Origin of the sequence: Photobacterium phosphoreum (assembly GCF_002954725.1) — a bacterium.
GTDB classification, from domain to species: domain Bacteria; phylum Pseudomonadota; class Gammaproteobacteria; order Enterobacterales; family Vibrionaceae; genus Photobacterium; species Photobacterium phosphoreum.
The window spans coordinates 373,680-398,409 of the sequence record NZ_MSCQ01000001.1 but is presented as its reverse complement, the minus strand read 5'-3'; the positions used below and the strand labels follow the sequence as shown (position 1 = coordinate 398,409).

The following is a 24,730-nucleotide window of genomic DNA, read 5'->3' as shown; positions in this document are numbered from 1 at the left end:
CCTCGTTATACTGCGCGCATTAAGGTATCAAAGGTTTCTTTCGCCACCGACATAATCCGTGATGACGCCATATACGATTGCTGAAACTTCATTAAGTTGGCGGCTTCTTCATCAAGGTTGACCCCTGATAAATTCGATACCCGCTCAGAGGCAGAATCAAAATCAAGCTGATTCACTTCACTTAATTTATCGGCATTTTTTTTAAGCATACCAACATCAGTAGCTAAGCCTTCAAAGACATCAATCACACTTGATTTACCGTCTGCCATGGTCTTTTGGTGCTGGACTTGCTGCATGGCTAAAAAGTTACCGTTGCCACCTTGTGAGTTTTGCGCCCCCAGTTCAATCTCAAAACTATCATTGGCTTTTGCACCTGCTGATAAGGTCATAACGGGTATAGAAGGGAGATCATCATGTTTAAATACAATGGTTGCACTTTTATCAACGGAATAACTATTATCGACTAATTCAACTTCGGCATTAGTTTTTAAATCAGTGACAGTTACTGTCATCTTCTCATCAACTGAATTCAATTTTAGTTGATAACGCCCCGCTGCATCATCAGGCACATTCTCTGCTTTAGTGATGGTTGCTGAGCCGAGATTGGATTCAGCGGCAATAGCTGTAAACTGACGATGACCCGCCAAGCTGCGCGGATCGGTCATTGCGAGCGATATATCTGCTGCGCCACGACGTAAGGGTTGAATGATGGTGGTTTCAGTTTCACCCGCAATCAAAGAAGGTTGCTCATTAACGATGATTTCTAAACCATCAACCTTGGCAACAAACTTACCTTCATCATTAGCTTCAAGTTGAGTTTTATTGCCTTGTTGATCAATAACCATATGGCTAATAGATATTTTTTTATCTATTCCTTCCGCGGCCTCACTGACTAATTGATAATCACCTAGTTTAAGCTGGTTAATATCATCAATTTTAACGCTGATATCACTGCTGCTACCAAACGGTTTAAGGGCTCGTTGTGACATCGCATTAAGGCTATTAATGTCATTGAACAACGCTTGTCCTTGCTGACCATTAAGATCAACACCCTGCTGTTGGAGATCGTTCATCTGTGACGCAAAGCCAATCGCCATTTGTCCGAGTTGATCCAAACTTTTATCAATAACATCATCACGTACTGTTAGCATCGCGCCTAAGCTGCCACCAATAGTGTCGCTTTTAATCGGTTTGCTGTTGTTGCCATTGATTAACGCGATTTGTTTATTGCCAATATCAGGGTCGCCATCAATTAATTTAAGTTGTGATGCAGTTACCCCTGACACTAAGGTATCACCGCTGCCAATGATAACTGTATTGGCTAAACTGCCTTTATCTGCCAACACGGTCACTTGGGTATATTTGGCTAATTCATTGATAAGCGTGCGCTGTTGATCAAACAGATCATTACTGCCATCACTGCTTGATTGTTGCTGTAAACTGGTATTAACCGCGGCAAGTTCTTGCCCTAATGCATTAACCCGCTCTAAAGACACGCTCAGTTGCTGATCAACATCGGTACGAATATTGGTGAGGGTTTCGTGGGAATTATTTAAGTTCACAGCCGCTTGATTAGCATGTTCTAACACCGTTTGACGGCTACCAAGATCGCTCGGATTATCAGCCAATGAACGCACTGAATGATAAAAGTCGTTCATACTGTTAACGCTATTAACAGCACTTTTAGAGGTAAAATCATCTAACATGGCTAAATGCTGTTGTTTAACGTTCGCTTCTTCTAACTGAGTGGTGGAAAGCGTGAGTTCGCGGGCAGCAAATTGGTCATAAGCACGACTAACGTTATCAATGTAAGCCCCTGTGCCATAGTAATTATTACCGTTCCACTGCGCATTATCGGTTTTTTGCTCAACAACTTGGCGACTATATCCTGGAGTATTGACGTTGGTGATGTTATGACTTGCCACATCCAATTGTTTTTGAGATGTGCGTAAGCCACTCACCCCAATTTGCATCAAATCTACCGCCATCGCCCATTGCTCCCCACTGAAAATTAAACCATTATCAACAATATGTTGCGATAACGCTGCTGCTAAACAAGCAAGAAATGAACCACTTTTAAATAAATACCGTTCTAACATCAGGGTTTAAATAAAAACTATTAATTGGCATTTATTTACTTATACTTTTGCCGTTGCTGCCGATATAGATAAAATACCCACAACAGCAATGGCAAAACAGCCCCTATAACAAAGGATATCGTTAATGAACATTTTACTTTCGGGACTTATTGGTTACGCAATAAAAGAAATCGTAGTGCCGCTAATCACTGACAGCGATGATGATAAACAAGATAAAAAACAAGTGTCTGATAAGGAAGTAGACGGGGCATTATTTGAGAGTAATGATCTGATTAAAATGGTCTCAAGTCTCATTGATATTGTGGTGTAATATTATTGTTATTTAGTGCTGCTTTTACTCTGCTATTGTTGTACTTCTTTTGATCACCGTTACTCTGTAACCGCACTCTCTGATCACAATAAGCTCTGCACTTTTTTCATTACTGCTAATACCTTATTGCTGTAATTAGGATCAGTGGCGTAGCCTGCTTGATGAATTTCACGAATAAATTGCTGTGGTTGATTACTGTGGGTCAGTGCTTTTGAATAACGTGGATTGTGCTGTAAGAAATTAACAAAATCATCAAAACTGTGTTGATAAGAATCATAAGATCGAAACGCCGCTTGTTCTTGAACGGCAATACCATCATGAAATTCCAAAGTCTTAGTGGCAACTTTTTGCCCCTGCCAACGAGGATCGGCTTTAATATTAAATAAATTATTGCTGGAGCCTAGAGCATTATTGATCACTTTTTTCCCCCAGCCTGTTTCTAATGCCGCTTGAGCAATCAATAACGCTGGATCGGTGCCTAATGCGCGCGCTGCTTGCTTCGCATAAGGTTTCATGTGACTGACAAAGGCTTCAGCCGAGGCAAAACTTGTTGGCTCTATTGGCTTTATTGATGATTCGGTTGGTTTGGCAGGCAAGGTTTTAACCGCAACCACTGGCGCAACTTGTTGGTGTAACCTCGACTCAGATAACGGCAGCGACAAGGCTTTATCCGTCGAACCTGTGGCTAATGGCAAAGCAACACTATCAGCATTAATTGGTCGAATTGAAAATGGCTGCGGTTGCTGCTGCGGACGTAACTCCGTTGTTGGCTTATGTTGACTCAAATCTTGCTGCTCACCACCCAGTTGTTTAACAATCATATCCGCCAGCCCTAAACTACCCGTAGTACTAAGCTGAGATGATAATTGTTCATCATGCATTTGCTGATAAAATTTGCCATTATTACTGCTCATTAAATCAGATTCAAACGCACTATTAGCTTCACGCATTGACTTAAATAACATCTGGGTAAAAATAGATTCAAACTGGGTTGCCGCTTCACGCAAAGAGCCTTGTTTATCCTCGCTGATCCCTGCCCGTAGACGATCAAGGTTGCTTAAATCATGAATAAAACCAGGCTCTATTTGTTTCATTGCGGATCTCTTTTCTAGTAATGACGCACGAAGTGATTTAGATAATAATCAACTGACCTTCAATGGCACCAGCTTGTTTTAATGCTTGTAAAATTGCCATTAAATCTGATGGTGCTGCACCGACTTGATTAACCGCTCGCACTAATTCATCTAACGTCACCCCAGGCTCAAATTTAAACATTCTCGCATCGGATTCATCGACGGTTATTTGTGAATTAGGCACCACCACGGTTTCACCACCAGCAAAGGCATTCGGTTGGCTCACTTGGGCATTTTCTTTGATTGATACCGTCATGCCACCGTGGGTAATTGCCGCTGGACGTAACTTGACATGTTGACCAATAACAATCGTACCTGTACGTGAATTCACGATGATTTTTGCTGAACCTTCAGCGGGATCAAATTCTAAATTTTCTACCGTTGATAAGAAGGCAACTCGTTGACTGACATCACGTGGTGCACGAACTCGAATCGAGGTTGCATCAACTGCTGCCGCCATTTGTGGCCCTAAGAACTGATTAATCGCATCTGACATTCGTTGGGCAGTAGTAAAATCAGATTCGTACAAATTAAAGGTTAAGTAATCACCGCGACCAAAGGGGTTTGAGACTTCTTGTTCTACCATCGCGCCATTAGTGATTCGCCCCACCGTTGGCGTATTGCCGACGACTTTAGAGCCATCAGCACCTTCAGCACTAAAACCACCGACCACTAAACTGCCCTGTGCTATTGCATAGACTTTGCCATCAAGGCCTTTTAGAAATGTTTGTAATAACGTACCGCCACGCAAACTTTTGGCTGAACCAATCGAAGACACGGTGATATCAATCGTCTGTCCTTGCTTGGTAAACGCTGGCAAGGTCGCACTAACAGCCACTGCAGCGACATTTTTGGTTTTAGGTTTGGTGCCAACGGGCAGCTGAATACCAAAATTTTGCAGCATTGCATTAAAGGTTTGTTCCGTAAACGGGGTCGTTTCACCTGTTCCCGGTAAACCGACCACTAAGCCATAACCGACCAACTGGTTACTGCGCACGCCCGCAACCGCAGCCACATCTTTAATGCGTGCAGCATGTGCTGTGGTGGTAAATAAAGCCAAGGCTAAAATACATATAGTCGATAACTTCAAGCGACTCTCCGATGTAAGTAAATGCAATTAAAAGACAAAATTAAGCGTCGAGATTAAAAAAGTGACATTAAAAAGCGACATTAAAAAAGCGTGACAGCCAATTTTGCTGCTGAATATCTTGGCGATCACCCGTACCTGAATATTGAATCCGTGCATTAGAAATACGGGTTGAAGCAATAGTGTTATCTTGATCAATATCATCGGGACGAATATTGCCACTAACACGAATATATTCTTCACCAGTATTGAGCATTAACCACTTTTCACCGCGAATCACTAAGTTGCCGTTACTGAGTACATCGACAACTTCAACAGAAATAGAGCCTTTAATGCTGTTACTTTGATCAGCCGAGGTAGAACCTGCAAAAGTATTATTATTTGCCATCGCATAAGACAAGGTGTAATCGTGCAAAGTGACCGGCTTACCACCAAGATCGATAGGCTGCATATTAAGATCGGTTTTTTTATCTAAATCAGAACTGGCGCTTTTCTTGGCCGCCGTTTTTTCTTCTAATAAGATAGTCACAATATCACCAATGCCACGCGGCTTAGTATCATCATATAAATCTTGCGCTTGAGCTTGATTAAATAACGATCCGGTTGCGGTCGCATAATGATCTGGCTTCTCTTGAGGACGCACAGGATTCCATGCAGGATCGTTCATTTGAGCATCTTCACGGGCGCGTAAACGATCAATTAAACTTTTTGATTCTGTCTGCTTACCCTCAACAGCATCAACATTAGTGGTGGCTTTCTCAATGTCACTACCAACAGTATCAGGGGTTGACATACAGCCACTTAATCCACAAATCAACGCAATAACGCCCCAGCGACAATAATAATTTTGGTGTACTTTCACAGCCATTCCTTTGCCAATAAAGTTATAATTGCTGGTTAACGTAACTTAGCATTTGGTCAACGGTTGAAATCACTTTTGAGTTCATTTCATACACCCGCTGCGCTTCAATCATATTGACGAGCTCTTCGGTCACATTCACATTTGATGTTTCAAGCATAGATTGACGAATAGAACCAAAACCTTCTAAGCCCGGCGTGCCTTCTTGTGGATCACCACTAGCGCCCGTTGGTAAAAATAAGTTCTGTCCAATCGGTTCCATGCCCGCTGGGTTAATAAAATCAGCTGTCGTAATTTGTCCTAGATCTACATTTTCTTGTTGATCACGAGTACGCGCTGAGACTTTGCCATCAGTACCGACAGTGATACCCACTGCATTATCAGGCACCATAATTTCAGGCTGAACCGGATAACCGCTACCACTGGTAACTAAAATACCTTGATCATTAATGGTAAATTGACCATTACGGGTATAACCAATATTACCATCAGGTAGCAATACTTGGAAAAAACCATCGCCTTCAATCATCATATCCATGGCGTTATTGGTGGTTTGAGTATTACCTTGAGTAAACACTTTTTGAGTCGCGACTACTTTTGAACCTGCACCCAACATTAAACCACTTGGCGATGTCGTATCTTGGGTTGATTTACCACCAGGCTGATTGATATTTTGGTAGAACAAGTCTTCAAAAACAGCACGACTTTTCTTAAAACCAATGGTAGAGGCGTTAGCTAAGTTATTAGAAATAGTTGAGATATTAGTTTGTTGGGCATCTAAACCCGTTTTACTGACCCACAATGCTGGATGCATAATGATCGTCCTTGAGTAATTAGCTGATACGCATCAGTGAAGAGGAGGATTTATCCATTTCTTCAGCGGTTTTCATTAACTTCACTTGCATTTCAAAGTGACGCTGTAAATCGATCATGCTGGTCATTTCAGCCACTGCATTAACATTACTGCCTTCAAGCATTCCTTTGGCTAAACTGACACTGGCATCCGCATCTAAGGGATCACGATTGCCGATCAGTTTAAATAAACCATCGGTATCTTTAAACAAACTACGATTATCGGGTTTAACCAGTTTAATGCGATCAACGGTGACCATCGCATCTGGTGGTGCCCCTTTCGGTAATACAGCTACAGTGCCGTCTTTACTGATTTCAATTTTATTGATTGGCAGAGGAATAAAAATGGGACTGTCGTTTCGCCCTAGCACAAGCTGACCATTGCTGTTTTGCAGCATCCCCATTTGATCAACTTTCAGATGACCTGCGCGAGTATAGCCTTCTTGACCACTAGCATCTTGCACCGTTAGCCAACCGTCACCCTGAATGGCAACATCGAGATCTCGCCCAGTATTGATCACAGAGCCTTGCGCAAAATCATTACCTGTACGTTCAGCCATAGTAAACACACGACTCGGAGTGCCTTCACCGAACACCTGCATACTACGTGCTTGTTGTAAGTCAGCACGAAAGCCTGTTGTGCTAACGTTAGCAAGGTTGTTGGCATGAACACGCATGCCTTGCATATCTTGTTTTGCCCCGCTCATAGCGAGAAACAGCGCCCGATCCATTTTTTGACACTCCTTTGTTTATTCACCGATTTAAAGCAAAAATTACGCCAAGATGTGAATAAAGAATAGCAACGGGAAAGAAATGAGAACTGGAGAAACAAAAACGCCACCGATGCAGGTGGCGTTGTTCAACTCACAATAATAATTAACGCATCTGAAATTAACGAATTTGAAGAATGTTTTGTTGGAGTTGATTATTGACATCCAAGGCTCGTGAACTGGCTTGGAAGTTACGCTGCGCACTGATCAAGTCCACCAGTTCTTGAGTCATATCAATATTTGATTGCTCTAAAGTACCGCTTTTGATAGCACCAAATGAGCCTTGTGATGCATCACCCCACACCACTTCACCAGATTCTTGGGTAGCATTCCATAACGAACCGCCAAGTTGCGTTAGCCCTTGCTCATTGGCAACCCGTGCCATTGCTACCCGACCAACAACCAAATCTTTACCGTTAGAATAAGACGCCATGATATTACCATCGGGATCGATATCTACTTTAGATAAATAGCCTGTCGATGCACCATCAACATCTTGAAATTTACGTACTTCAAACGCCGACGCATACTGGGTTGGATCATCATAATTCATGATCAAAGCTTGAGCCATATCAGCACCACCAACCTCAATCTCAGCCTCGGCAAAACTTTCCATTTGAATATTTAATGGCGTTGTATTTAATGGTTGTCCATTAGCATCAAACTTTAGTACATAGCCCATATGCCCATTGGTGCCAGCCGCAGAATTGTCATTAGGTAATGCTCCCTGAACTTTTGCATCTAATGCTTTTTCTTTACCATTATTATCAGTTATTGTCTGAAAAACATCCCACGTATTAGCATTCGTTGAATCAGGAGCAATAGCATTAGGATCATACTTTGCCACATAATAAGTGGTCATTTTGTACGGCTTACCCAATGAATCATAAATAGTCGACGATGTAGATCGACTGAATGAGTCAGTATTCGTGAAATCAAATGGCTGACTTTTTGGCACTGTTTCTTTATTGGGTAGATTAAGTGAAACCGTAATATTTTTAGATGCTGTTGGCTGTCCAAAAATATCATCAATTTTTAATGATTTTGCCTCATAAGAAGCAACAGTATTTGAATCTTGGTTAACGGGATAACCCAATAAAAATTTACCTTCAGAGTTTACTAACTCATTTTCATTGTTTAATTGAAACGCACCATTACGAGTTAAATTACTGTTTGCCGCTTCATTTTTATTATCTGCCACCGCAAAAAAACCCGCACCTGATACCCGTAAATCCAACGGATTATTAGTATAAATACTTGAACCTTCATGAAACTGTTGCGCTACGGTTGAGGTTTGGACACCGCCACCAGTGGTGGTTTTAGCATTAGAGAAAATTGAATTTGAGTACACATCACCAAACTCTGCGCGTGACTCTTTAAAACCAAAGGTATTAGCGTTGGCAATGTTATTACTGGTGGTATTTAAGTCCTTTTGCGCAGCACCCAAGCCACTTAATGCGATATTCATGCTCATTAGTTCAATTATCCTTGTTGTGTACTAAGTGGTGATGCTGATTGTGCACTTTTACCAATTTGTAAAACTTCCGCTAAATTGACAGGTTTAGTTACCCCAGCCAGATTTAACATTACCTTGCCATCACTATTACCGAGTAAAACGCTATTTACATTGGCATGTGTTAATACTTCAAATTGCTGACTTTCACCGCCAACGGTTCCCGATACCGAGAAGTTATATTTACCCTGCGGCATCACATTGCCAGCATCGTCCTTACCATCCCATGCAAACGGGTGTTCACCAGCTGATTTCGCGCCCAAGGTAACGGTTTTCACTAATACCCCTTGCTCATTTTCAACCCGTAGAATGGCGTTATCGACCCCTTGCTGCATCCGTACCATACCCACCATTTCACCATCATGGCTTTTAAGCGCTGAAGCACTTGGGATTAATACATCTTGGCCTACCAGTGATGATGCTTGCAGTGCTTGGTTAGATGTCATAGCACTATTGAGTGAACCAAATTGTTCATTCATTTTATTGATGCCATCAACGGTCGCAAAAGACGCCATTTGAGCAATCATCTGATCGTTACCCACGGGCTTAAACGGATCTTGTTGGGCTAATTGCTTGGTTAACAACGATAAAAAATCGTCTTGTTTTAATTGATTGGTGCCTGTTGTTGGCTGTTCTTGCGCAATCTTCTTTTCTTGCATACCTTTTAGCTGGTCAAGATAAGAAAGAGATTGCCCGGTACCATTAATGGTTGTCATAACACAAACTCCTTAACTTATTTGCCCATCTGCAAGGTTTTCATCAGCATTTGCTTACTGGCATCAGCGACTTGAACATTGTTTTGGTAAGAGCGTGATGCGGAAATCATATTCGCCATTTCTTCCATCACATTAACGTTGGATTTGTAAATATAACCCGCACTGTTCGCCAATGGATGTTCTGGATTATATTCGGCACTTAATGGCTCGTTACTTTCAACAATGCCTTGTAGTTGTACTGGTACACTGGCACTGCCTTGAGCACTATCAAGTGCTGCAGCAAAGATAGGATGACGGGCTTTGTAGGTTTCTTGGGCAGAACTACTAACACTATTGGCATTGGCAAGGTTACTTGAGGTGGTATTCAGTCGTACCGATTCTGCACTCATGGCAGAGCCTGTAACATTAAAAATATTAAATAAACTCATCCATTATTCCCCTTTCAATGCCTTGGTTAAGTTCTTAAATTTAGACCCTAAAAAATCCAACGATGCTTGATATTCAATGCTGTTTTGCATAAATAAGTTTTGTTCTAATTGCGCATCAACCGTATTGCCATCACCAGTATCAGGTTGGGTTGGGACACGATATAACTGTTCGCCACTGGCGGCACCTGAGGCAGTAATATGCCGCCCATTGGTACGATTAAGGCCAACGTTTGCCCCTGTGGTTGCCGATTGTAGGACACGACTAAAATCGACATCTTTTGCCTTAAAGCCTGGAGTATTGACATTGGCTAAGTTGCTCGCCAATGTTTCAGCGCGGGTTGCACGAGTACCAACGGTATGCTGATGAATACCTAATGCTTTATCAAAAGAAATCGACATGCTTTGCCTCTACGGTGTAATTCACAGTCACAATGACAGCAACAATAAAGCAAGGACAATGCCAAGATGGAAAAGAGGGGGAGGAAATAAAGAGGGAAAGCAGAGGAAAGGAGCGAGTTACGAGGAAGAGCAGGTGACGAGAATAAGAGCTTGATAGCTAACAATGTAGACCAATCTTTCCAGTTAGGGTTTAAACCTCGAATATCGAAACCTTGAACCCTCGTCCCTAAACGACCTGCTGTTGCTCTTATTTTAATTTGTAAATAATACCGGGGTTACAACGTACCATTTCAAATCGATCACATAATCCCGTTAACGACTCTGATGCGCCAAGGAATAAATAACCACCGGGGTTTAAGCTCGCCGCTAATTGATTAAGCACTTTAATTTTGGTTTCAGCAGAAAAGTAAATCAATACATTACGGCAAAATATCACGTCAAATTTACCCAATAATACATAACTATCTTTTAAGTTTTGCGGACGAAACTTCACCAGTTGCTTCACCCGTTGATTAACTTGCATGCCACCGCTGAGGTGCGACTCAAAAAACATTTTTCGACGATCAGGAGATAAGCCGCGACTTAACGCAAGCTGGTCATATACTCCTTCTCGACACATATCGAGCATGGTTTGTGAGATATCCGTCGCCGTAATCTGAATATTTGGTAATAACCCCGGTCGCTTCAGTTGCTGCTCTAAAATAGTCATTGCGATTGAATACGGTTCTTGCCCTGATGAACTTGCCGCTGACCATATTTTTAATGGACGCCTATTTGCAGCTAATTCAGGCAATACTTTCTCCGCTAACACCGTATAAGGATAAGTATCCCGAAACCATAATGTTTCATTGGTTGTCATCGCGTCTATCGCTGCAACCCGTAATTCACGATTGCGCCCAGTAAGGGTTAGTTGCAATAAATCAGACAACGATTGCAACCCAAAACGTCTAATTAATGGGCTGAGACGGCTACGTACTAAATATTGCTTATTGTCCCCCAAAACAATCCCACATTGCGCTTCAAGAAAAAGACAAAAATCATAATAATCTTGATCATTTACCGTTACTGTTGTCATCAATTACTCTTTCTTATTTTTATAGTCTGACACGTCAAATATATTTATATTTAAGAACTAATGTTAACCGCAGCCGCAGGGATCATTGCATTTTTTACTGCCCGTCCTAGCTCATCAGGGTTAAATTTAGGAATAAATGCATTCGCCCCCACACGTTCAACCATCGCCTGATTAAACACCCCACTCAGTGAAGTATGTAAAATAACATGCAGATCTTTTAACGTTGGATCGTTACGGATCGCAGCCGTTAAGGTATAACCATCCATTTCAGGCATTTCAATATCTGATATCACTAAGGCTAATTGTTGATAAATACTGCCCTTTTCAGCCATTTTTTGCAGGGTTCTAAAGGCTTCTTTACCGTCTTTCACACAAATACAATCACAACCGATAGATTCAATCGCACGTTGCACTTGCTTACGCGCGACCATTGAATCATCAGCGACGAGTACCGTTTTCACGAGCGGTGTTATTAAGCTAATTTCATCAAGTAATTCATTCGATAATCGCGTATCTACTGGTGAAATTTGATCAAGAATCTTTTCTACATCAAGGATTTCTACCAGTTCATTATCTATTTCAGTGACGGCAGTAAGATAATTATTTCGTCCTGCACCTTGTGGCGGCGGTAAAATCGCCTCCCAATTTATATTAACAATTCGCTCTACCGCTGAAACTAAAAAGCCCTGCACTGAACGGTTAAATTCAGAAATGATAATAAAACAATTAGTGATATCTTCGACAGGCCGACCACCAGTGGCAAGACTCATATCTATCACTGAAATTGTTTGACCTCGAATATAAGCAATCCCTTTAACAAAAGGATGTAAATTCGGCATTGATGTTAATTTCGGGCACTGTAAAACCTCTTTCACTTTAAAGACATTAATCCCATATCGCTGACGTCGATTAAGTCGAAAAGTAAGTAACTCTAACCGATTTTGGCCAACCAACTGCGTGCGTTGATTAACGGAATCTAGAATGCCTGACATATAAAACAGCTCCCTGCCTAAGAATATTAACGTGACCAATACAAGCAATTTTATGAATAATTACTTATGATATGTCACTTAACGACCAACGTTCTAACACCGACAAGAGAGCATAATGCAGTGATCACTCATCAATATTTACATCTAGTTTGCATGATTATCGGCACGCTATTGCTAAGCTTTAGTCTAAATAGTTATGCAATGCCGCAATCACAACCAAGTCTGATTCAAAAAACGGCAGCAGATCACATAAAACAAGCGCTAATCAAGCCAGATTTTGGCAGCATTAAGGTTACTGCCGCTAAGTTAGATTCACGGTTACGATTTCCCCCATGCAGCACCCCTCTCCTCACCTCTACGCCAGGTAAACAAACATTATCGGGCAATGTCACCGTCTTAGTGCGCTGTGAGAGTCAAAATTGGCAGTTATATGTCCCGGTTAGTGTCCAACAAACATTGCCACAAGTGATCGCTACGACCCATTTAGGACGAGGTGCTTTACTCAGTATTGCCAACTTAAAAATTGTGATGGTAGAAAGCCGTTTTCAACGAGGTGTAAGCTTTAATGATCCACAACAAATCATTGGTTCAAAAGTAAAACGGGCAGTTAAAGCAGGTGATGTGATTCAAGCGAATGATATCTGTCTCGTCTGCCGTAATGACAGTGTGTTAATTCGTGCAGGTCAGTCAGGGTTAGCGATTGTGACCACAGGAAAGGCATTATCCGATGGGGCAATCGGCGATGAGATTCGCGTGCAAAACAGTAAATCAAAACGTATTATTGATGGGGTCATTACTGCGGTTGGTGAAGTATCGGTCAAATATTAATTTCTCAAAAATACACTTATTAAGCGCAGCACCATAAGCCATAATATTTTGGCGTTAGTGACTAAAAAAAGCTAAAGTTTATAGTCTATACGTCGATAACTGACTATAACCATTGACATCGACAGGTACAATATTATGACAAGCATTGATCATCTACGTGGTGGACAACCACTGAATACAAACCGTACGCTTAATCACACTAAAACAGCGACAGAAAATACGCCAGTAACAGCAACAACGGTAGAACCACAACACGATGCGGTATCGTTAAGCTCTCAAGGTAAAGCTGTAGGCCAAATTCATCAACAATTAGCGGCTGAAACGAGCTTTGACTCCGCAAAAGTAGCTGAAATAAAACAAGCCATCGCAAATGGCAGTTATACTATTGATGCCGATAAACTTGCCAATAACATGATTAAATTTGAAGATGAACTTCAGGGCCTTTAATACTGATGTCATTAACCTCTGATATTAGTAACAGCTAATACTATTAAGAGTAATGTTATTAAAGACTAACTAATTGTTATTGTGCATTCACTGTAAGGATCTTGGTTATGAAACACACTATTGAGCAATTGCTTGAGCTTCAACATACAGCTTTGGTATCACTTGCTGAATTACTCAACCAAGAAAAAACAGCTATCGCTCATCGACGTGCATTAGAAATAGAACAATTTGCCAAAGAAAAACTCACGCTGATCAATAGTATTCAACAACATGACTACTTACTTGCTAATCACCCGCAACGGCAACAATTGCAAGATGACCAACTACTCAGCCAACATGTGAATGAGATCCAGCAACTAGTGACGCTATGTAAACAGCGCAATGATATCAATGGCGAAGTATTACAACGGGCTCAATTAAGTTTTCATAAACTCAATAACCTGTTCCAACAAAGCCGTGGTCGCCATCAAATGACCTATAATTGTGATGGTAAGGCGCAAAATGTTCGCTCATTAGGCACCAACCTTAAAGCCTAGATTAAAACATCACTTGCTGATTATTCGGTACATGAAACACTTCACCGTGTTGTTTCATGCGCTCCATCAAACCTAGATTTAATTCCATTTCAGTTACATAGCTATCACCAACAGGATAACTGCGGGTCACTTTCGCACCACGAATCACCCCATCAACGGCACCATCGGTATTTTCTGGCCCTAATTGCTGATTTGATAACGAGGTTGTGGCTGAGATGCGTAGACCATAAATTTGCTCAGACAGTTCACGATAAGCATCGAGTTTTGAGGCGCGCATTGCACGTAAACTTTTTTCTTCTTGTGTACGGCCATTCTGTTCACTGATTGACGCATAGCCAACGGCAAATACCATTTCATTACTGTTGGTTAAATCAGGGGTAAGCGCACCGTTTGAGGCTGAACATCCTGATATTGCTACCAATAACATCACTGTTAACCATTTTGTCATGAGGCTTATCCTTAAGGTCGTAGTACCACGTTATTGGTGGTTGGCTGTTGTTGTTCAGTACGCATAATCACACCATTACGAATTTGAATCTTATTCATAAAATCTAAATCACGTCCAATACGCTCTGCGGGTAAAAAACCTTGCGCGGTGGCAATCACAACATGCGAGCGCATTCCAATAATACGGGCATTCACTAACACCCCACCGCTTTGACGTAGCATAGTGCCGGTTAATACATAATCAACCGGTTGTTGCGAAGATAGCTCTTGCCAATTACGGCTAATACTAAAATCACCATTCCGAGTCACTTTAATCACCCCTGTTGACTTGTAATCAACCACAGTGAATCCTCGTTGCTGCATTTGAAACATGAAGTTTTCACTGACAACATTACCGAGCCAATTGGTTGCCCCCATGTCTTGTAAATCCACAAACGATGTCACCGCTAAAGGTGTACTCGCGGTTAGATATTGGTTTGATTCAATTAACTGATTAGTAAGACCTTCAACAAAATAATCAACCGTATGCCGTGGTGGTGTTGTTAATGAATACCCTGCAGAGGAAAACTGTTGTTTACCGTTATAAACTTGGGGTGCAGCACAGGCCGTTAATAACAGCACGCACATCACCAGTATAATATTGTTCATTTTTTGCCACTCTAGCTACGTGTGATAAAGAATATATCGCTCACTAATGCAATTTCTTTAATGATAAACACCAATTGGGAACACTCTTTGCATTCCATTGTGGCTATATCTCGATTAAAGCAAAAAACATACCTAAACTGGTCTTTTATGAATAAAAAAATATTAATCTGTTTGAGTGCGTTATGCCTGCTCGTTTCATACTCCAGCAATGCACAGTGGGTACAAGTGACAGGTGAGGCGACCATTCTTGAAAGTAAAGCAACAGCACGAGTCAATGCCTTAGAAAATGCGGTACTCCAAGCCATGACATTTACCGGAGGCGAGATCGCCAGCCTACCGCAGCTCAAAACCTATTTACAAGAAGATCGGCAACAATACCGCTTTAGTGGCAATGAAATTCGACATATTAGTGTGCTAGAACAGAAAGATGCTGGCGGCAAAATGTATGTCACTGCCAGAATAGATATTTACCCATCGGCAAAAAGTTGCCACAAGGTACAATATAAAAAGGGATTATTACTGGGGAAGTTTTCACTGGCAGTACCACAACAAGCGGCAATGGGCAGTATTTATCAATTAGGTGAAGATTTCTCAAAAGTCTTACAAAAAAACATTCAGCAACGTTCACAAAGTTTTTTAGTCACTGGCGTCACAAAAGTCCCTTTTAGCGCCAACCATGCAGATGCAATGATGATGTTAGCGGAAGATAATGACGCCCAATATTTAGTCAGTGGTGAGATCACAGATCTTTCAGCAACCGTTGATGATCACGCATTGCAACCCAATACCATTAATCGTCAATTTGCGGTCACCTTAGATATTATGGATGGTAAAACAGGTGAAATGATCTATCAAAATAGCTACCGTGATATCGGTTTATGGCCTTTTGCCCGTACTAGCCATGTTGATACTAAAACAGCGCGTTTTTGGGTATCGCCATATGGACAAAGCATTCAACGCATGGCTCAAAATATGATGCTTGATATTGAAAGTGCACTTTCGTGTCGTGCCAGCTTACCTGAAATAATTAATATTCATCAGGGTATTGCTCAAATCAATGTCGGCCGAGTACACGGAGTCCGCAATGGTGATCAACTTAAATTATGGCATAGTGCAGGGTTCATTGATCAAAAAGGCATTCCACGTAACCGAATGGTTGAAACGGCGATTACATTGACCGTGAATCGAGTCTATGAAAAGTCGGCAGAACTTAGCGTTAACCAGTTACAACTGGCTTCTAGCATTCAACCTGGTGATTTACTGACCAAGCAATTGAATCAATAACACTATTTTCTTAACCTCTGCTGATTTTCGCGTATACTGTGCCTCTGACCTATTTCATTTAGATAAATAGTGTCACATTAACCAGCAGATAACTTATCTGACAGCGTTAATCAGTAACGAGCGTTTACTACCTTGTCCCCTTAGTTCAGCTGGATAGAACAAGGACCTCCTAAGTCTTAGACACAGGTTCGAATCCTGTAGGGGACACCACATTCTAAAAAGTCAGCCTCTGTGCTGATTTTTTTACATCAAAAAATCATCTTAAAACAGCTTTCGAAACTTACTCAATAAACCCTACTAGACTAAATCTATTCAGAATGCCCGCTCACATCGACAACTAACACATATAAAAAAGGCTTAGTAATCATCGATTACTAAGCCTTTATTGTTTCTGGAATCATATAATATGATTAATCAGTGCTAACTTTACTCGTCTTAATCCCTAAGATATTACGTACAAAAGTAACAATACGGAAAATATGACTAATAGTGGCAAAGTAACAAACAAACATCACCAAGAAAGCAACAAACATTGTTGATTCAGCAATACCCGCATAATCACTCCACAAACCAATCACAGAACAAGTCAATGCCATAGCACAAATAGTCAATAATGTTTGACGAGACGATAATCCAATGCGTTGAAAAATATGGTGTAAATGCTCACGATCTGGCTTAAATGGCGATTGGCCTTTACGAATACGACGGATCATAATTGTTGCCATATCCATAAGTGGAATCGCAATTAACCATAATGCGGTTACAGGCTTGAAAGCATATGATTCTGGATCTTGGGTTGCTTTAATCAATAGCCATACAACGGTAAAGCCAATAAACATACTTCCCGCATCACCCATAAAGACTTTTGCTTTCGTGCCAAACGGAATACCAAGGTTAAGCATGATGTAAGGAATAATTGCGGTCACAATCAAGCCACACATTGTACCCAGGTAAGTATTTCCTGATAAGTAGAACACAACGCCCATCGAACCAATAGTAACAGCAGCTAAGCCACCTAATAATCCATCAATACCATCAACCATATTAAATGCGTTAATCGCACCAATAACACCAATAATAGTAATAATGTAGCTAGAGAAAACCGATAGTTGAATCGTTTCACTGCCCATTAAAAAACCAAGATTATGTAAGCTATGGCCTCCAATCACAATCATTGCAATAGAAATACCAGCTTGGACAATTAAGCGTATTTTAAAACTTATATCTAAACGATCATCAAATGCCCCAAGAACAATCAGCACTAAAGCACAGCTTAAATATAAATATAAATCACGAGTGTGAGGTAGAAATGATAAAAAGGTAACTGATATAGCAGCAAAAATAGATATACCACCCACTAATGGGATCGCACCTTTATGGTGTTTTCGTGCATTAGGTTTATCAACTAAACCCACTCTTTTTGCTATAACTCTCATCATAAATAAAAAAATCAATGACAAGATAAAGATAAAACAATATCCAGTAAACATAACAAACACTTTTTTAAATCGTATACATTCAGCAAATAAAAAGAAACAATAGTGAATATAATAAAGAAATATTACTGCACTATTGTTTCAATTATTTACGATCATTAATCAATTAAGATTATATTAAATACAATCACATTGATTACTCTTATGATTAATCTTCTTGGAATATATCGCGAGTGTAAACTTTTTCAGCGACATCACTCAATTCTTCAGCCATACGATTAGAAACAATAACATCACACTCTTGTTTAAATTGATTTAAATCTTTAATGACTTTTGAGTGGAAGAATTCATCTTCTGTTAGTACTGGTTCGTAAATAACAACTTCAATACCTTTCGCTTTAATACGCTTCATAATACCTTGAATACTTGAAGCGCGGAAATTATCCGAACCAGACTTCATGATCAAACGATAGACACCAACACGCTTTGGATGACGACTGATAATTGAATCAGCAATAAAGTCTTTACGGGTGGTATTCGCATCAACAATAGCGCCAATAATACTATTTGGTACGTCACGGTAGTTAGCACGTAATTGCTTGGTATCTTTCGGTAAGCAGTAACCGCCGTAGCCAAATGATGGGTTATTGTAGTGATTACCAATACGAGGGTCTAAGCCTACACCTTCAATAATTTGACGAGCATTCAAGTTATTTGTTTCAGCGTAAGTATCTAGCTCATTAAAGTAAGCAACACGCATTGCTAAATAAGTATTTGAGAACAATTTAACCGCTTCAGCTTCTGTTGAATCAGTAAACAGTACATCAATATCTTCTTTAATCGCGCCTTGCTGTAATAACCCAGCAAATACTTCAGCACGTTCACTTTTCTCACCAACGATAATACGTGATGGGTATAAGTTATCGTACAATGCACGACCTTCACGTAAGAATTCAGGTGAGAACATGATATTATCACAACCAAATTTCTCTTTAACTTCTTTAGTGTAACCCACTGGTACTGTTGATTTAATAACCATTACAGCATTAGGATTAATCGCTAATACATCTTGAATTACCGCTTCTACAGAAGAAGTATTAAAATAGTTATGAACGGTATCGTAATCAGTCGGTGTTGCAATAATGACATACTCTGCATCTTTATAAGCCATTTGCTTATCAAGTGTTGCAACAAAGTTAAGTTCTTTATTTTCTAAGAAATATTCAATTTCACGGTCAACAATCGGTGATTTTTTATTATTAAGAAGCTTTATTTTTTCTTCGATAATGTCGACAGCAATAACTTCGTTATTTTGTGCCAATAACATGGCATTTGACAGACCTACATAGCCTGTACCTGCAATAGTAATTTTCATGAAATCTCTCTAGATAATGCTTTCAATAGCCATTAGGTATTTATTGATTATAATTTTTTCATCGAATTCATTTTCGATTTTTTGTCGACTCGCTAAACCCATATCAAGACGTTCTTGATGAGTGTGCTCAATCATTTTAGTCAGCATTTCCACTAGGCTTGCTGTTGAACGTGTTTGGCAAAGATAGCCATTAACACCATGATCAACGGTTTCGCGGCAACCAACATTGTCGGTAGTCACAATCGGTTTACCCATAGCGCCCGCTTCAAGTAATGACTTAGGTACACCTTCACGATAAAAAGAAGGTAATACCATACAATCTACTTTAGCTATCTCTTCTTCAACAGTGTCTGAAAAACCAAGATAATTAACGATACCTTCATCAACCCATACTTTCATTTCAGCTCTTGATACTGCTGAAGGATTATTAACATCTAGAAAGCCAAGTAAATTAAATTGTACTTTATCGCCATAACGTTGCTTCAATTCGCGAGCAGCTTCAACATAATGACCAATACCTTTGTCATACAGCATACGTGCAACTAACAGAAAACTTACCACACCATCGTCAGTTGCTGGTGATATTGCAAAACGCGAGAGATCAGCACCTGAACCAGGTAAACGATCCGTCTTTGAAATATCCGCCAACTTATTGTCGATGAATAGGCCGCGATCATCTTCATTTTGAAAGAAGATTTTATCAGCACGACGTTGACTAAACTTATATAAACCTCGAGCAATTTTCGCAGTTATATTTTCATTAATAAAGATAATACCTAAACCAGCGATATTATTAATGACTTTAGTACCATTTTTTGACGCTGCCACAGTGGCATAAATGTTATTTTTAGGCGTAAAGTTTAATACAACATCAAACTTTTCAGCCTTAAAAATAGCATTAAAAGCGAAATAAGTTTTAGCATCGTTAACCGGGTTTGTACCACCTTGATCAATATCAATGTGAATAAATCGCGCCCCTAATTGTTCAAGTTTTATTGAATAATCATCTCGAGGAGAAATTGCAGTCACAGTATGACCCGCTTCGATTAACGCTAATATAGTGTTCTTTCTAAAGTTAAATAAATACCAACTCGTATTGGCTGATATAGCTATCTTTGCCATGGGATCACTTATTATAAAATTCTTTATACCAACGAACGAGGTTCGCAACGCCTTCTTTAACGCCGACTTTAGGGGTATAGCCGGTTACTTTAAATAAGTCTTGAGTATCAGCATACGTTTGATAAACGTCGCCAGGTTGCATACCGCGGAAGTTTTTAGTCGCTTCAATGCCTAATTCTGCTTCAATGGCTTTAATAAAATCCATTAAGTTAATTGGACTACCGTGACCGATGTTATAAATGCTGTATGGTGCAGAGCTTGATGCTGGTGTACCGGCTTCAACAGTCCACTCATCGTTACGAACAGGCACAACATCAGCAATACGAATCACACCTTCAACAATGTCATCAATGTAGGTAAAGTCGCGCCACATATCACCATTGTTGTTAATATCAATTGTCTCGCCATCCAAAATTTTCTTAGTGAAAATATAAGGTGCCATATCAGGACGACCACAAGGCCCATACACGGTAAAGAAACGTAATCCTGTCGTTGGCATATTGTATAAATGTGAATACGAATGCGCCATTAACTCATTAGATTTTTTAGTTGCAGCATACAATGATACTGGGTGATCCACGCTATCTGAGGTTGCGAATGGTGTTTTAGCATTAAGGCCATAGACAGAGCTTGATGACGCATAAACTAGATGGCCAACATTATTATGACGGCAACCTTCTAAAATATTAAGATGACCGACAAGGTTACTATCAGCGTATGCCATTGGATTTTCAATCGAGTAACGCACACCCGCTTGAGCTGCAAGATGAACAACACGATCAAATTTTTCCTCAGCAAATAGATCTAGCACATCTTGTGAATGAGCAATATCGATTTTCTTGAAGACAAACTTACTGTCTTTTAACAGTGGTGCTAAACGTGCTTCTTTTAATGCTACGTCGTAGTAATCATTGATGATATCAATACCAATAACATCATGACCTTTTTTTAATAGTTCTTCACTTACTTTTGCGCCAATAAAACCTGCAGCACCAGTCACTAAATATTTCATTATTTCACCTTATAATTTTGTGTCCACAGATCACCGATTTTTAGATCCCAATCATCAGGCATCGTTAAAAATCCAGATGCTGAATACATTGTCAGTTCACTGAACGTTACTTTTCCGTCGTAAAAATACAAATCAACCCGAACAAAATCGTATTGTTGACCAATCTTTTCGGCAATACGGATCATTTCATCAATATACTCTGGCTTTGGTGGAGCCGGATGACAACGAGGATGATGATATTCAAATCCAAGTTCTTCCCAGTTTGCATCATAAAGGTTACGAGTCATACTGGTAAAACGACCAGAATCTAACTGAATAAAACCGACTTTACCATTGAAAACATAGAGTTTGTAATCATCTGGTTCATGACCATTAAACTCAAGATATTCTTCAATAAATACCCGTGGTGGTATATTTTCATATGCCCACTCACCTAATGCTCCAGACTGATCTTTTTTCAACCAATCTTTTGCTAAATCTTTCATCTTAGATTTATCAAGATGATTACCATGACGAATAATTTCAATCGTCTGACTGGTATGATTAGCTTTATATACATAGTCCTGAGGTAATGTTGATAAATCTAAATCATCAAGTGACTCAGGTGAATCTCCTACCCATAGCATTTTGGGTAAATATAATTCAGGTACAATCTCTTTAACGAAATCTTTAGCTTTTATTTTATCAGCACCAATCGTTAATAATTCACTTCGATCTGCAATCTTTTTACACTGAATTTTTTCGTTATATGTCCGAGGATTATCAAAATTGATAAATCGTTTAAATTTACGAAAAAACAAAATCTGTAATCGTGTTTTAATTGGTATTTTAGAGATGATCTTTGAGAACAATCTAAATTCTAGACTTTCCACTTTACACCCTCACTTATTAATACTTTTTATATGTTTAATATGGTTTTCAAATATAGGACCATTATTTGCTTGGTGAAAGTTAATTTCTCCCCACCCCGCATTATATTCAATAATTGACATATTTCCGTCATTATCTACTGTAAGATCCCATGAAACAATACCGTGGCTTTTTAAACATCTATGCTTATCTTTAACAAGATCTAATAGCTCATTAAAATAAGGAATAAAATAGCCATCTGAAAATTTAGTTGCTGTTGCTGTTGCTGGATGTTGATAATATTTTTTAAAATCGTGATCAATAGCAAAATCACGCAACTTACCAGTATTATCGACACCAATAGATATACCACCTGCAGCAGAATTATCTATACGACCACCATTACCCATTCTTAATACTGTTGAAACAGGATAAACATTACCTTGATAAGCAAAGCTCATTACCCTTACAGTATTAATCGATGATGGGTTAAAAATAGCAAGATCATCATGCTGAGTTATAACTGGTTGAATTACAAAATCATATTTAGCATTAAAATACGTTTTCAAAAATGGAACTATATGATTTGCAACACCAATTTCAACACTATTGCCACCACCTGTACCAATACTTCGTTTGATAACAAATTCAGAATTCAATGGCAGCTGCTCCAGCAATAAAACTAAATCATTAAAGACAATAACTTCATTGTCATTGTCATAAATAGTTCCAGCAATACAATTTGCAATTGTTGGTATAGTATTACTATTTAAGATATTTGAAAGATAGCCTTTGTGGTCAAAAAATTTATTCAAACCAAAATCGTTAACTTTTGCTTCTAATTTATTGTAAAAATAAGGTTCAGATAAATATTTATCTGATTCAATACCACAAACACTTTGATAGCGGTAATTCCAAAAGCGTCCAGTTAATGGACTGAGCATATTTTTACATTTTAGTGATTTTGGATTTTTTATGCCATATTTAATAAACCTGACATTAGCCAAAACCTCATAAGCAAAGCGACGAGCAAAGCTATCTTTCATTCTTAAACCTTATATAAAAATTTTATTATTAATGTAATGAAAAACACTGCATTATACACAGGTAGTTATTAATTAATATATCAACATTACTATTGGATTAAAGTATGAAAACAATGACACTATCATAATATATAAAAAACGAATAAAAAAAAGAAAACCTATAAGCGTTATTTACATCAATTTTTTAATGCCTTTAAATATCGACAAACACAATAATAACTCAACATTATTTATTACTATTATAAGCATTTAGTTCCCAATAAATTAACTAATAATTTCATCTAATATCTAAATTCAGAATAAATAAATAATATTAAGCCTAAATGTTTATCAAAAAAGATAATTTACATGCTATATAATAAAATAATCTAATACTATGAGTTAATATTATTTATATATTCCATGTGATCTTCAAATACCGGCCCATGGAATGCTTGATGTGACTCTAAACCGCTCCATGCTGTATTGCATTCGACAATTGTAACGTAACCATCATTATCAACACTAACATCCCATGAGATAATACCGTGACTCTTAAATAATTGATGTTTTGCTTTAACAACATCAATCATTTCATGAAAGTAAGGCACTTCATAATGATCTGGAAACTCAAGATTAGTTTGCGGATGACGGGTAGTTTTATTCAAATAGCAGTCAAAGCCAAAGCTTGTTAATGAGCCATCATTTTTAATACCAATACATAAACCGCCAGCACTGACATTATCAATTCTGCCACCTAGTCCCCCCATCTTCACCATACTTGAAACATGATGAACATTGCCACCATAAGCTAATGTCATAATACGTACAGTATTAAGTGATGTAGGATTAAACTCAGCTAACTTATCATGTTGATTCACTAGCGGCTGAATAACAAAATCATATTTCTTCTGATAGTAAAGATTGAAAAATGGAATAATTTTATCAGCGTTACCAATTTCAACACTTTCACCACCGCCAGTACCGACACTTCTCTTAATAACAAATTCATCATTAACAGGATCGTTACGCAGTCTATCTACAACAGCGCTGACATCAATGACCTTATCGTCAGCATCATAAACAACACCTGAGATAGAATTGATCAATAATGGAATAGCATTAGATTGTAAAATACTAGGTAAATAACCTTTATGGTTAAAATAATCACTCAACTCAAAGTTGTTTATTTTACCCTCAACACGGTTAAAATAAAAACTATCAGAAAGATAATCATCTGACTTTACACCAGAAAGAAGCTCAAATTTATAGGATGAAAATCTACCCATGATAGGGCTAAGATTATTTTTCCGTTTAAACGATTCAGGGTTTTTTATTCCCCAAAGTAAATCTTTTACTCCTACACGAAGATCAAAAACTCGACGTCGTAAAAAACTATTTTTCATTAAAAAACCTTTCTTTATTAAACACAAATAATTGTAGTAAAATAAAGTTATATGATTAAAAATCATCAGTACTTAAGTTGCA

Annotated in this window: 26 protein-coding genes and 1 tRNA gene; 6 read left to right on the top strand and 21 right to left on the bottom strand. The window is 39.0% G+C overall.

Annotation, left to right across the window (positions count from 1 at the left end; all coding sequences use genetic code 11):
- Positions 1-5: 5 nt before the first annotated feature.
- The gene (gene flgK / locus BTO21_RS01700; protein ID WP_239997976.1) at positions 6-2,099 is read right to left on the bottom strand and encodes a flagellar hook-associated protein FlgK; all 2,094 of its coding nucleotides are present in this window, start codon (positions 2,097-2,099) and stop codon (positions 6-8) included.
- Positions 2,100-2,223: 124 nt separating this feature from the next.
- Here flgK and BTO21_RS01695 point away from each other — a divergent pair, with 124 nt between their 5' ends.
- Complete coding sequence (locus tag BTO21_RS01695) at positions 2,224-2,409, top strand: hypothetical protein (RefSeq protein WP_045026971.1); 186 nt, start codon at positions 2,224-2,226, stop codon at positions 2,407-2,409.
- A gap of 83 nt (positions 2,410-2,492) precedes the next feature.
- Here the strand turns inward: BTO21_RS01695 and flgJ are convergent, their stop codons facing one another.
- The 11 genes from flgJ to BTO21_RS01640 form a co-directional block, all read right to left on the bottom strand.
- Positions 2,493-3,503 (bottom strand): flagellar assembly peptidoglycan hydrolase FlgJ, encoded by a 1,011-nt coding sequence (gene flgJ / locus BTO21_RS01690; RefSeq protein ID WP_105026669.1) that lies wholly within the window; start codon positions 3,501-3,503, stop codon positions 2,493-2,495.
- 37 nt (positions 3,504-3,540) lie between these two features.
- Positions 3,541-4,632 carry a flagellar basal body P-ring protein FlgI gene (locus tag BTO21_RS01685; protein WP_045026970.1) on the bottom strand — a complete coding sequence of 364 codons (1,092 nt, stop codon included), beginning with the start codon at positions 4,630-4,632 and terminating at the stop codon, positions 3,541-3,543.
- Between the two features lie 67 nt (positions 4,633-4,699).
- A complete protein-coding gene (locus BTO21_RS01680; RefSeq protein WP_181314865.1) occupies positions 4,700-5,422 on the bottom strand; it encodes a flagellar basal body L-ring protein FlgH in 723 nt (240 codons plus the stop codon).
- 91 nt (positions 5,423-5,513) lie between these two features.
- A complete protein-coding gene (flgG, locus tag BTO21_RS01675; RefSeq protein WP_045026967.1) occupies positions 5,514-6,302 on the bottom strand; it encodes a flagellar basal-body rod protein FlgG in 789 nt (262 codons plus the stop codon).
- 19 nt (positions 6,303-6,321) lie between these two features.
- Positions 6,322-7,071, bottom strand: coding sequence for a flagellar basal-body rod protein FlgF (gene flgF, locus BTO21_RS01670; RefSeq protein ID WP_045026965.1), 750 nt, complete (start codon positions 7,069-7,071; stop codon positions 6,322-6,324).
- A gap of 160 nt (positions 7,072-7,231) precedes the next feature.
- A complete protein-coding gene (gene flgE / locus BTO21_RS01665; RefSeq protein WP_105026668.1) occupies positions 7,232-8,584 on the bottom strand; it encodes a flagellar hook protein FlgE in 1,353 nt (450 codons plus the stop codon).
- 8 nt (positions 8,585-8,592) lie between these two features.
- Positions 8,593-9,339 carry a flagellar hook assembly protein FlgD gene (flgD, locus tag BTO21_RS01660; protein WP_045026963.1) on the bottom strand — a complete coding sequence of 249 codons (747 nt, stop codon included), beginning with the start codon at positions 9,337-9,339 and terminating at the stop codon, positions 8,593-8,595.
- Positions 9,340-9,356: 17 nt separating this feature from the next.
- Positions 9,357-9,767: a flagellar basal body rod protein FlgC gene (gene flgC / locus BTO21_RS01655; protein WP_045026959.1), complete on the bottom strand. Its 411-nt coding sequence runs from the start codon at positions 9,765-9,767 to the stop codon at positions 9,357-9,359.
- Positions 9,768-9,770: 3 nt separating this feature from the next.
- On the bottom strand, positions 9,771-10,166 hold the full coding sequence (flgB, locus tag BTO21_RS01650) for a flagellar basal body rod protein FlgB (RefSeq protein ID WP_045026957.1): 396 nt from the start codon (positions 10,164-10,166) through the stop codon (positions 9,771-9,773).
- A gap of 247 nt (positions 10,167-10,413) precedes the next feature.
- Positions 10,414-11,241, bottom strand: a complete 828-nt coding sequence (locus tag BTO21_RS01645) for a CheR family methyltransferase (protein ID WP_045026956.1) — start codon at positions 11,239-11,241, stop codon at positions 10,414-10,416.
- Between the two features lie 50 nt (positions 11,242-11,291).
- On the bottom strand, positions 11,292-12,233 hold the full coding sequence (locus BTO21_RS01640) for a chemotaxis protein (RefSeq protein WP_045026954.1): 942 nt from the start codon (positions 12,231-12,233) through the stop codon (positions 11,292-11,294).
- A gap of 120 nt (positions 12,234-12,353) precedes the next feature.
- Between BTO21_RS01640 and flgA the strand changes: the two genes are divergently transcribed.
- The 3 genes from flgA to BTO21_RS01625 all read left to right on the top strand — a co-directional run bounded on the left by flgA (position 12,354) and on the right by BTO21_RS01625 (position 14,044).
- Positions 12,354-13,061: a flagellar basal body P-ring formation chaperone FlgA gene (flgA, locus tag BTO21_RS01635; RefSeq protein WP_082056772.1), complete on the top strand. Its 708-nt coding sequence runs from the start codon at positions 12,354-12,356 to the stop codon at positions 13,059-13,061.
- A gap of 135 nt (positions 13,062-13,196) precedes the next feature.
- The gene (flgM, locus tag BTO21_RS01630) at positions 13,197-13,508 is read left to right on the top strand and encodes a flagellar biosynthesis anti-sigma factor FlgM (RefSeq protein ID WP_045026951.1); all 312 of its coding nucleotides are present in this window, start codon (positions 13,197-13,199) and stop codon (positions 13,506-13,508) included.
- 107 nt (positions 13,509-13,615) lie between these two features.
- Positions 13,616-14,044, top strand: a complete 429-nt coding sequence (locus BTO21_RS01625; RefSeq protein WP_045026950.1) for a flagella synthesis protein FlgN — start codon at positions 13,616-13,618, stop codon at positions 14,042-14,044.
- 1 nt (position 14,045) lies between these two features.
- Here BTO21_RS01625 and BTO21_RS01620 read toward each other — a convergent pair whose 3' ends face one another.
- Positions 14,046-14,492, bottom strand: a complete 447-nt coding sequence (locus BTO21_RS01620) for an LPP20 family lipoprotein (protein WP_045026948.1) — start codon at positions 14,490-14,492, stop codon at positions 14,046-14,048.
- 11 nt (positions 14,493-14,503) lie between these two features.
- Complete coding sequence (locus BTO21_RS01615) at positions 14,504-15,139, bottom strand: FlgO family outer membrane protein (protein ID WP_045026946.1); 636 nt, start codon at positions 15,137-15,139, stop codon at positions 14,504-14,506.
- A gap of 147 nt (positions 15,140-15,286) precedes the next feature.
- On the opposite strand from BTO21_RS01615, the gene BTO21_RS01610 reads away from it, so the two are divergent.
- Positions 15,287-16,423 (top strand): flagella assembly protein FlgT, encoded by a 1,137-nt coding sequence (locus BTO21_RS01610; RefSeq protein WP_045026945.1) that lies wholly within the window; start codon positions 15,287-15,289, stop codon positions 16,421-16,423.
- 134 nt (positions 16,424-16,557) lie between these two features.
- Positions 16,558-16,633, top strand: a tRNA-Arg gene (locus tag BTO21_RS01605).
- 200 nt (positions 16,634-16,833) lie between these two features.
- Here BTO21_RS01605 and wecA read toward each other — a convergent pair.
- The 7 genes from wecA to BTO21_RS01570 form a co-directional block, all read right to left on the bottom strand.
- Entirely contained in the window at positions 16,834-17,913 is a 1,080-nt protein-coding gene (gene wecA, locus BTO21_RS01600) for a UDP-N-acetylglucosamine--undecaprenyl-phosphate N-acetylglucosaminephosphotransferase (protein WP_045026943.1), read from the bottom strand.
- A 154-nt stretch (positions 17,914-18,067) separates the two neighbouring features.
- A complete protein-coding gene (locus BTO21_RS01595) occupies positions 18,068-19,234 on the bottom strand; it encodes a nucleotide sugar dehydrogenase (RefSeq protein ID WP_045026942.1) in 1,167 nt (388 codons plus the stop codon).
- 9 nt (positions 19,235-19,243) lie between these two features.
- Positions 19,244-20,356 (bottom strand): glycosyltransferase family 4 protein, encoded by a 1,113-nt coding sequence (locus tag BTO21_RS01590; RefSeq protein ID WP_045026940.1) that lies wholly within the window; start codon positions 20,354-20,356, stop codon positions 19,244-19,246.
- Between the two features lie 4 nt (positions 20,357-20,360).
- Positions 20,361-21,368: an NAD-dependent epimerase gene (locus tag BTO21_RS01585; RefSeq protein ID WP_045026939.1), complete on the bottom strand. Its 1,008-nt coding sequence runs from the start codon at positions 21,366-21,368 to the stop codon at positions 20,361-20,363.
- Positions 21,368-22,240 (bottom strand): ATP-grasp fold amidoligase family protein, encoded by an 873-nt coding sequence (locus BTO21_RS01580; RefSeq protein ID WP_045026937.1) that lies wholly within the window; start codon positions 22,238-22,240, stop codon positions 21,368-21,370. Before BTO21_RS01580 ends, BTO21_RS01585 begins: the two co-directional genes overlap by 1 nt.
- A gap of 9 nt (positions 22,241-22,249) precedes the next feature.
- Positions 22,250-23,263, bottom strand: coding sequence for a sugar-transfer associated ATP-grasp domain-containing protein (locus tag BTO21_RS01575; protein WP_105026667.1), 1,014 nt, complete (start codon positions 23,261-23,263; stop codon positions 22,250-22,252).
- A gap of 374 nt (positions 23,264-23,637) precedes the next feature.
- Entirely contained in the window at positions 23,638-24,648 is a 1,011-nt protein-coding gene (locus BTO21_RS01570; RefSeq protein ID WP_045026933.1) for a sugar-transfer associated ATP-grasp domain-containing protein, read from the bottom strand.
- Positions 24,649-24,730: the final 82 nt, after the last annotated feature.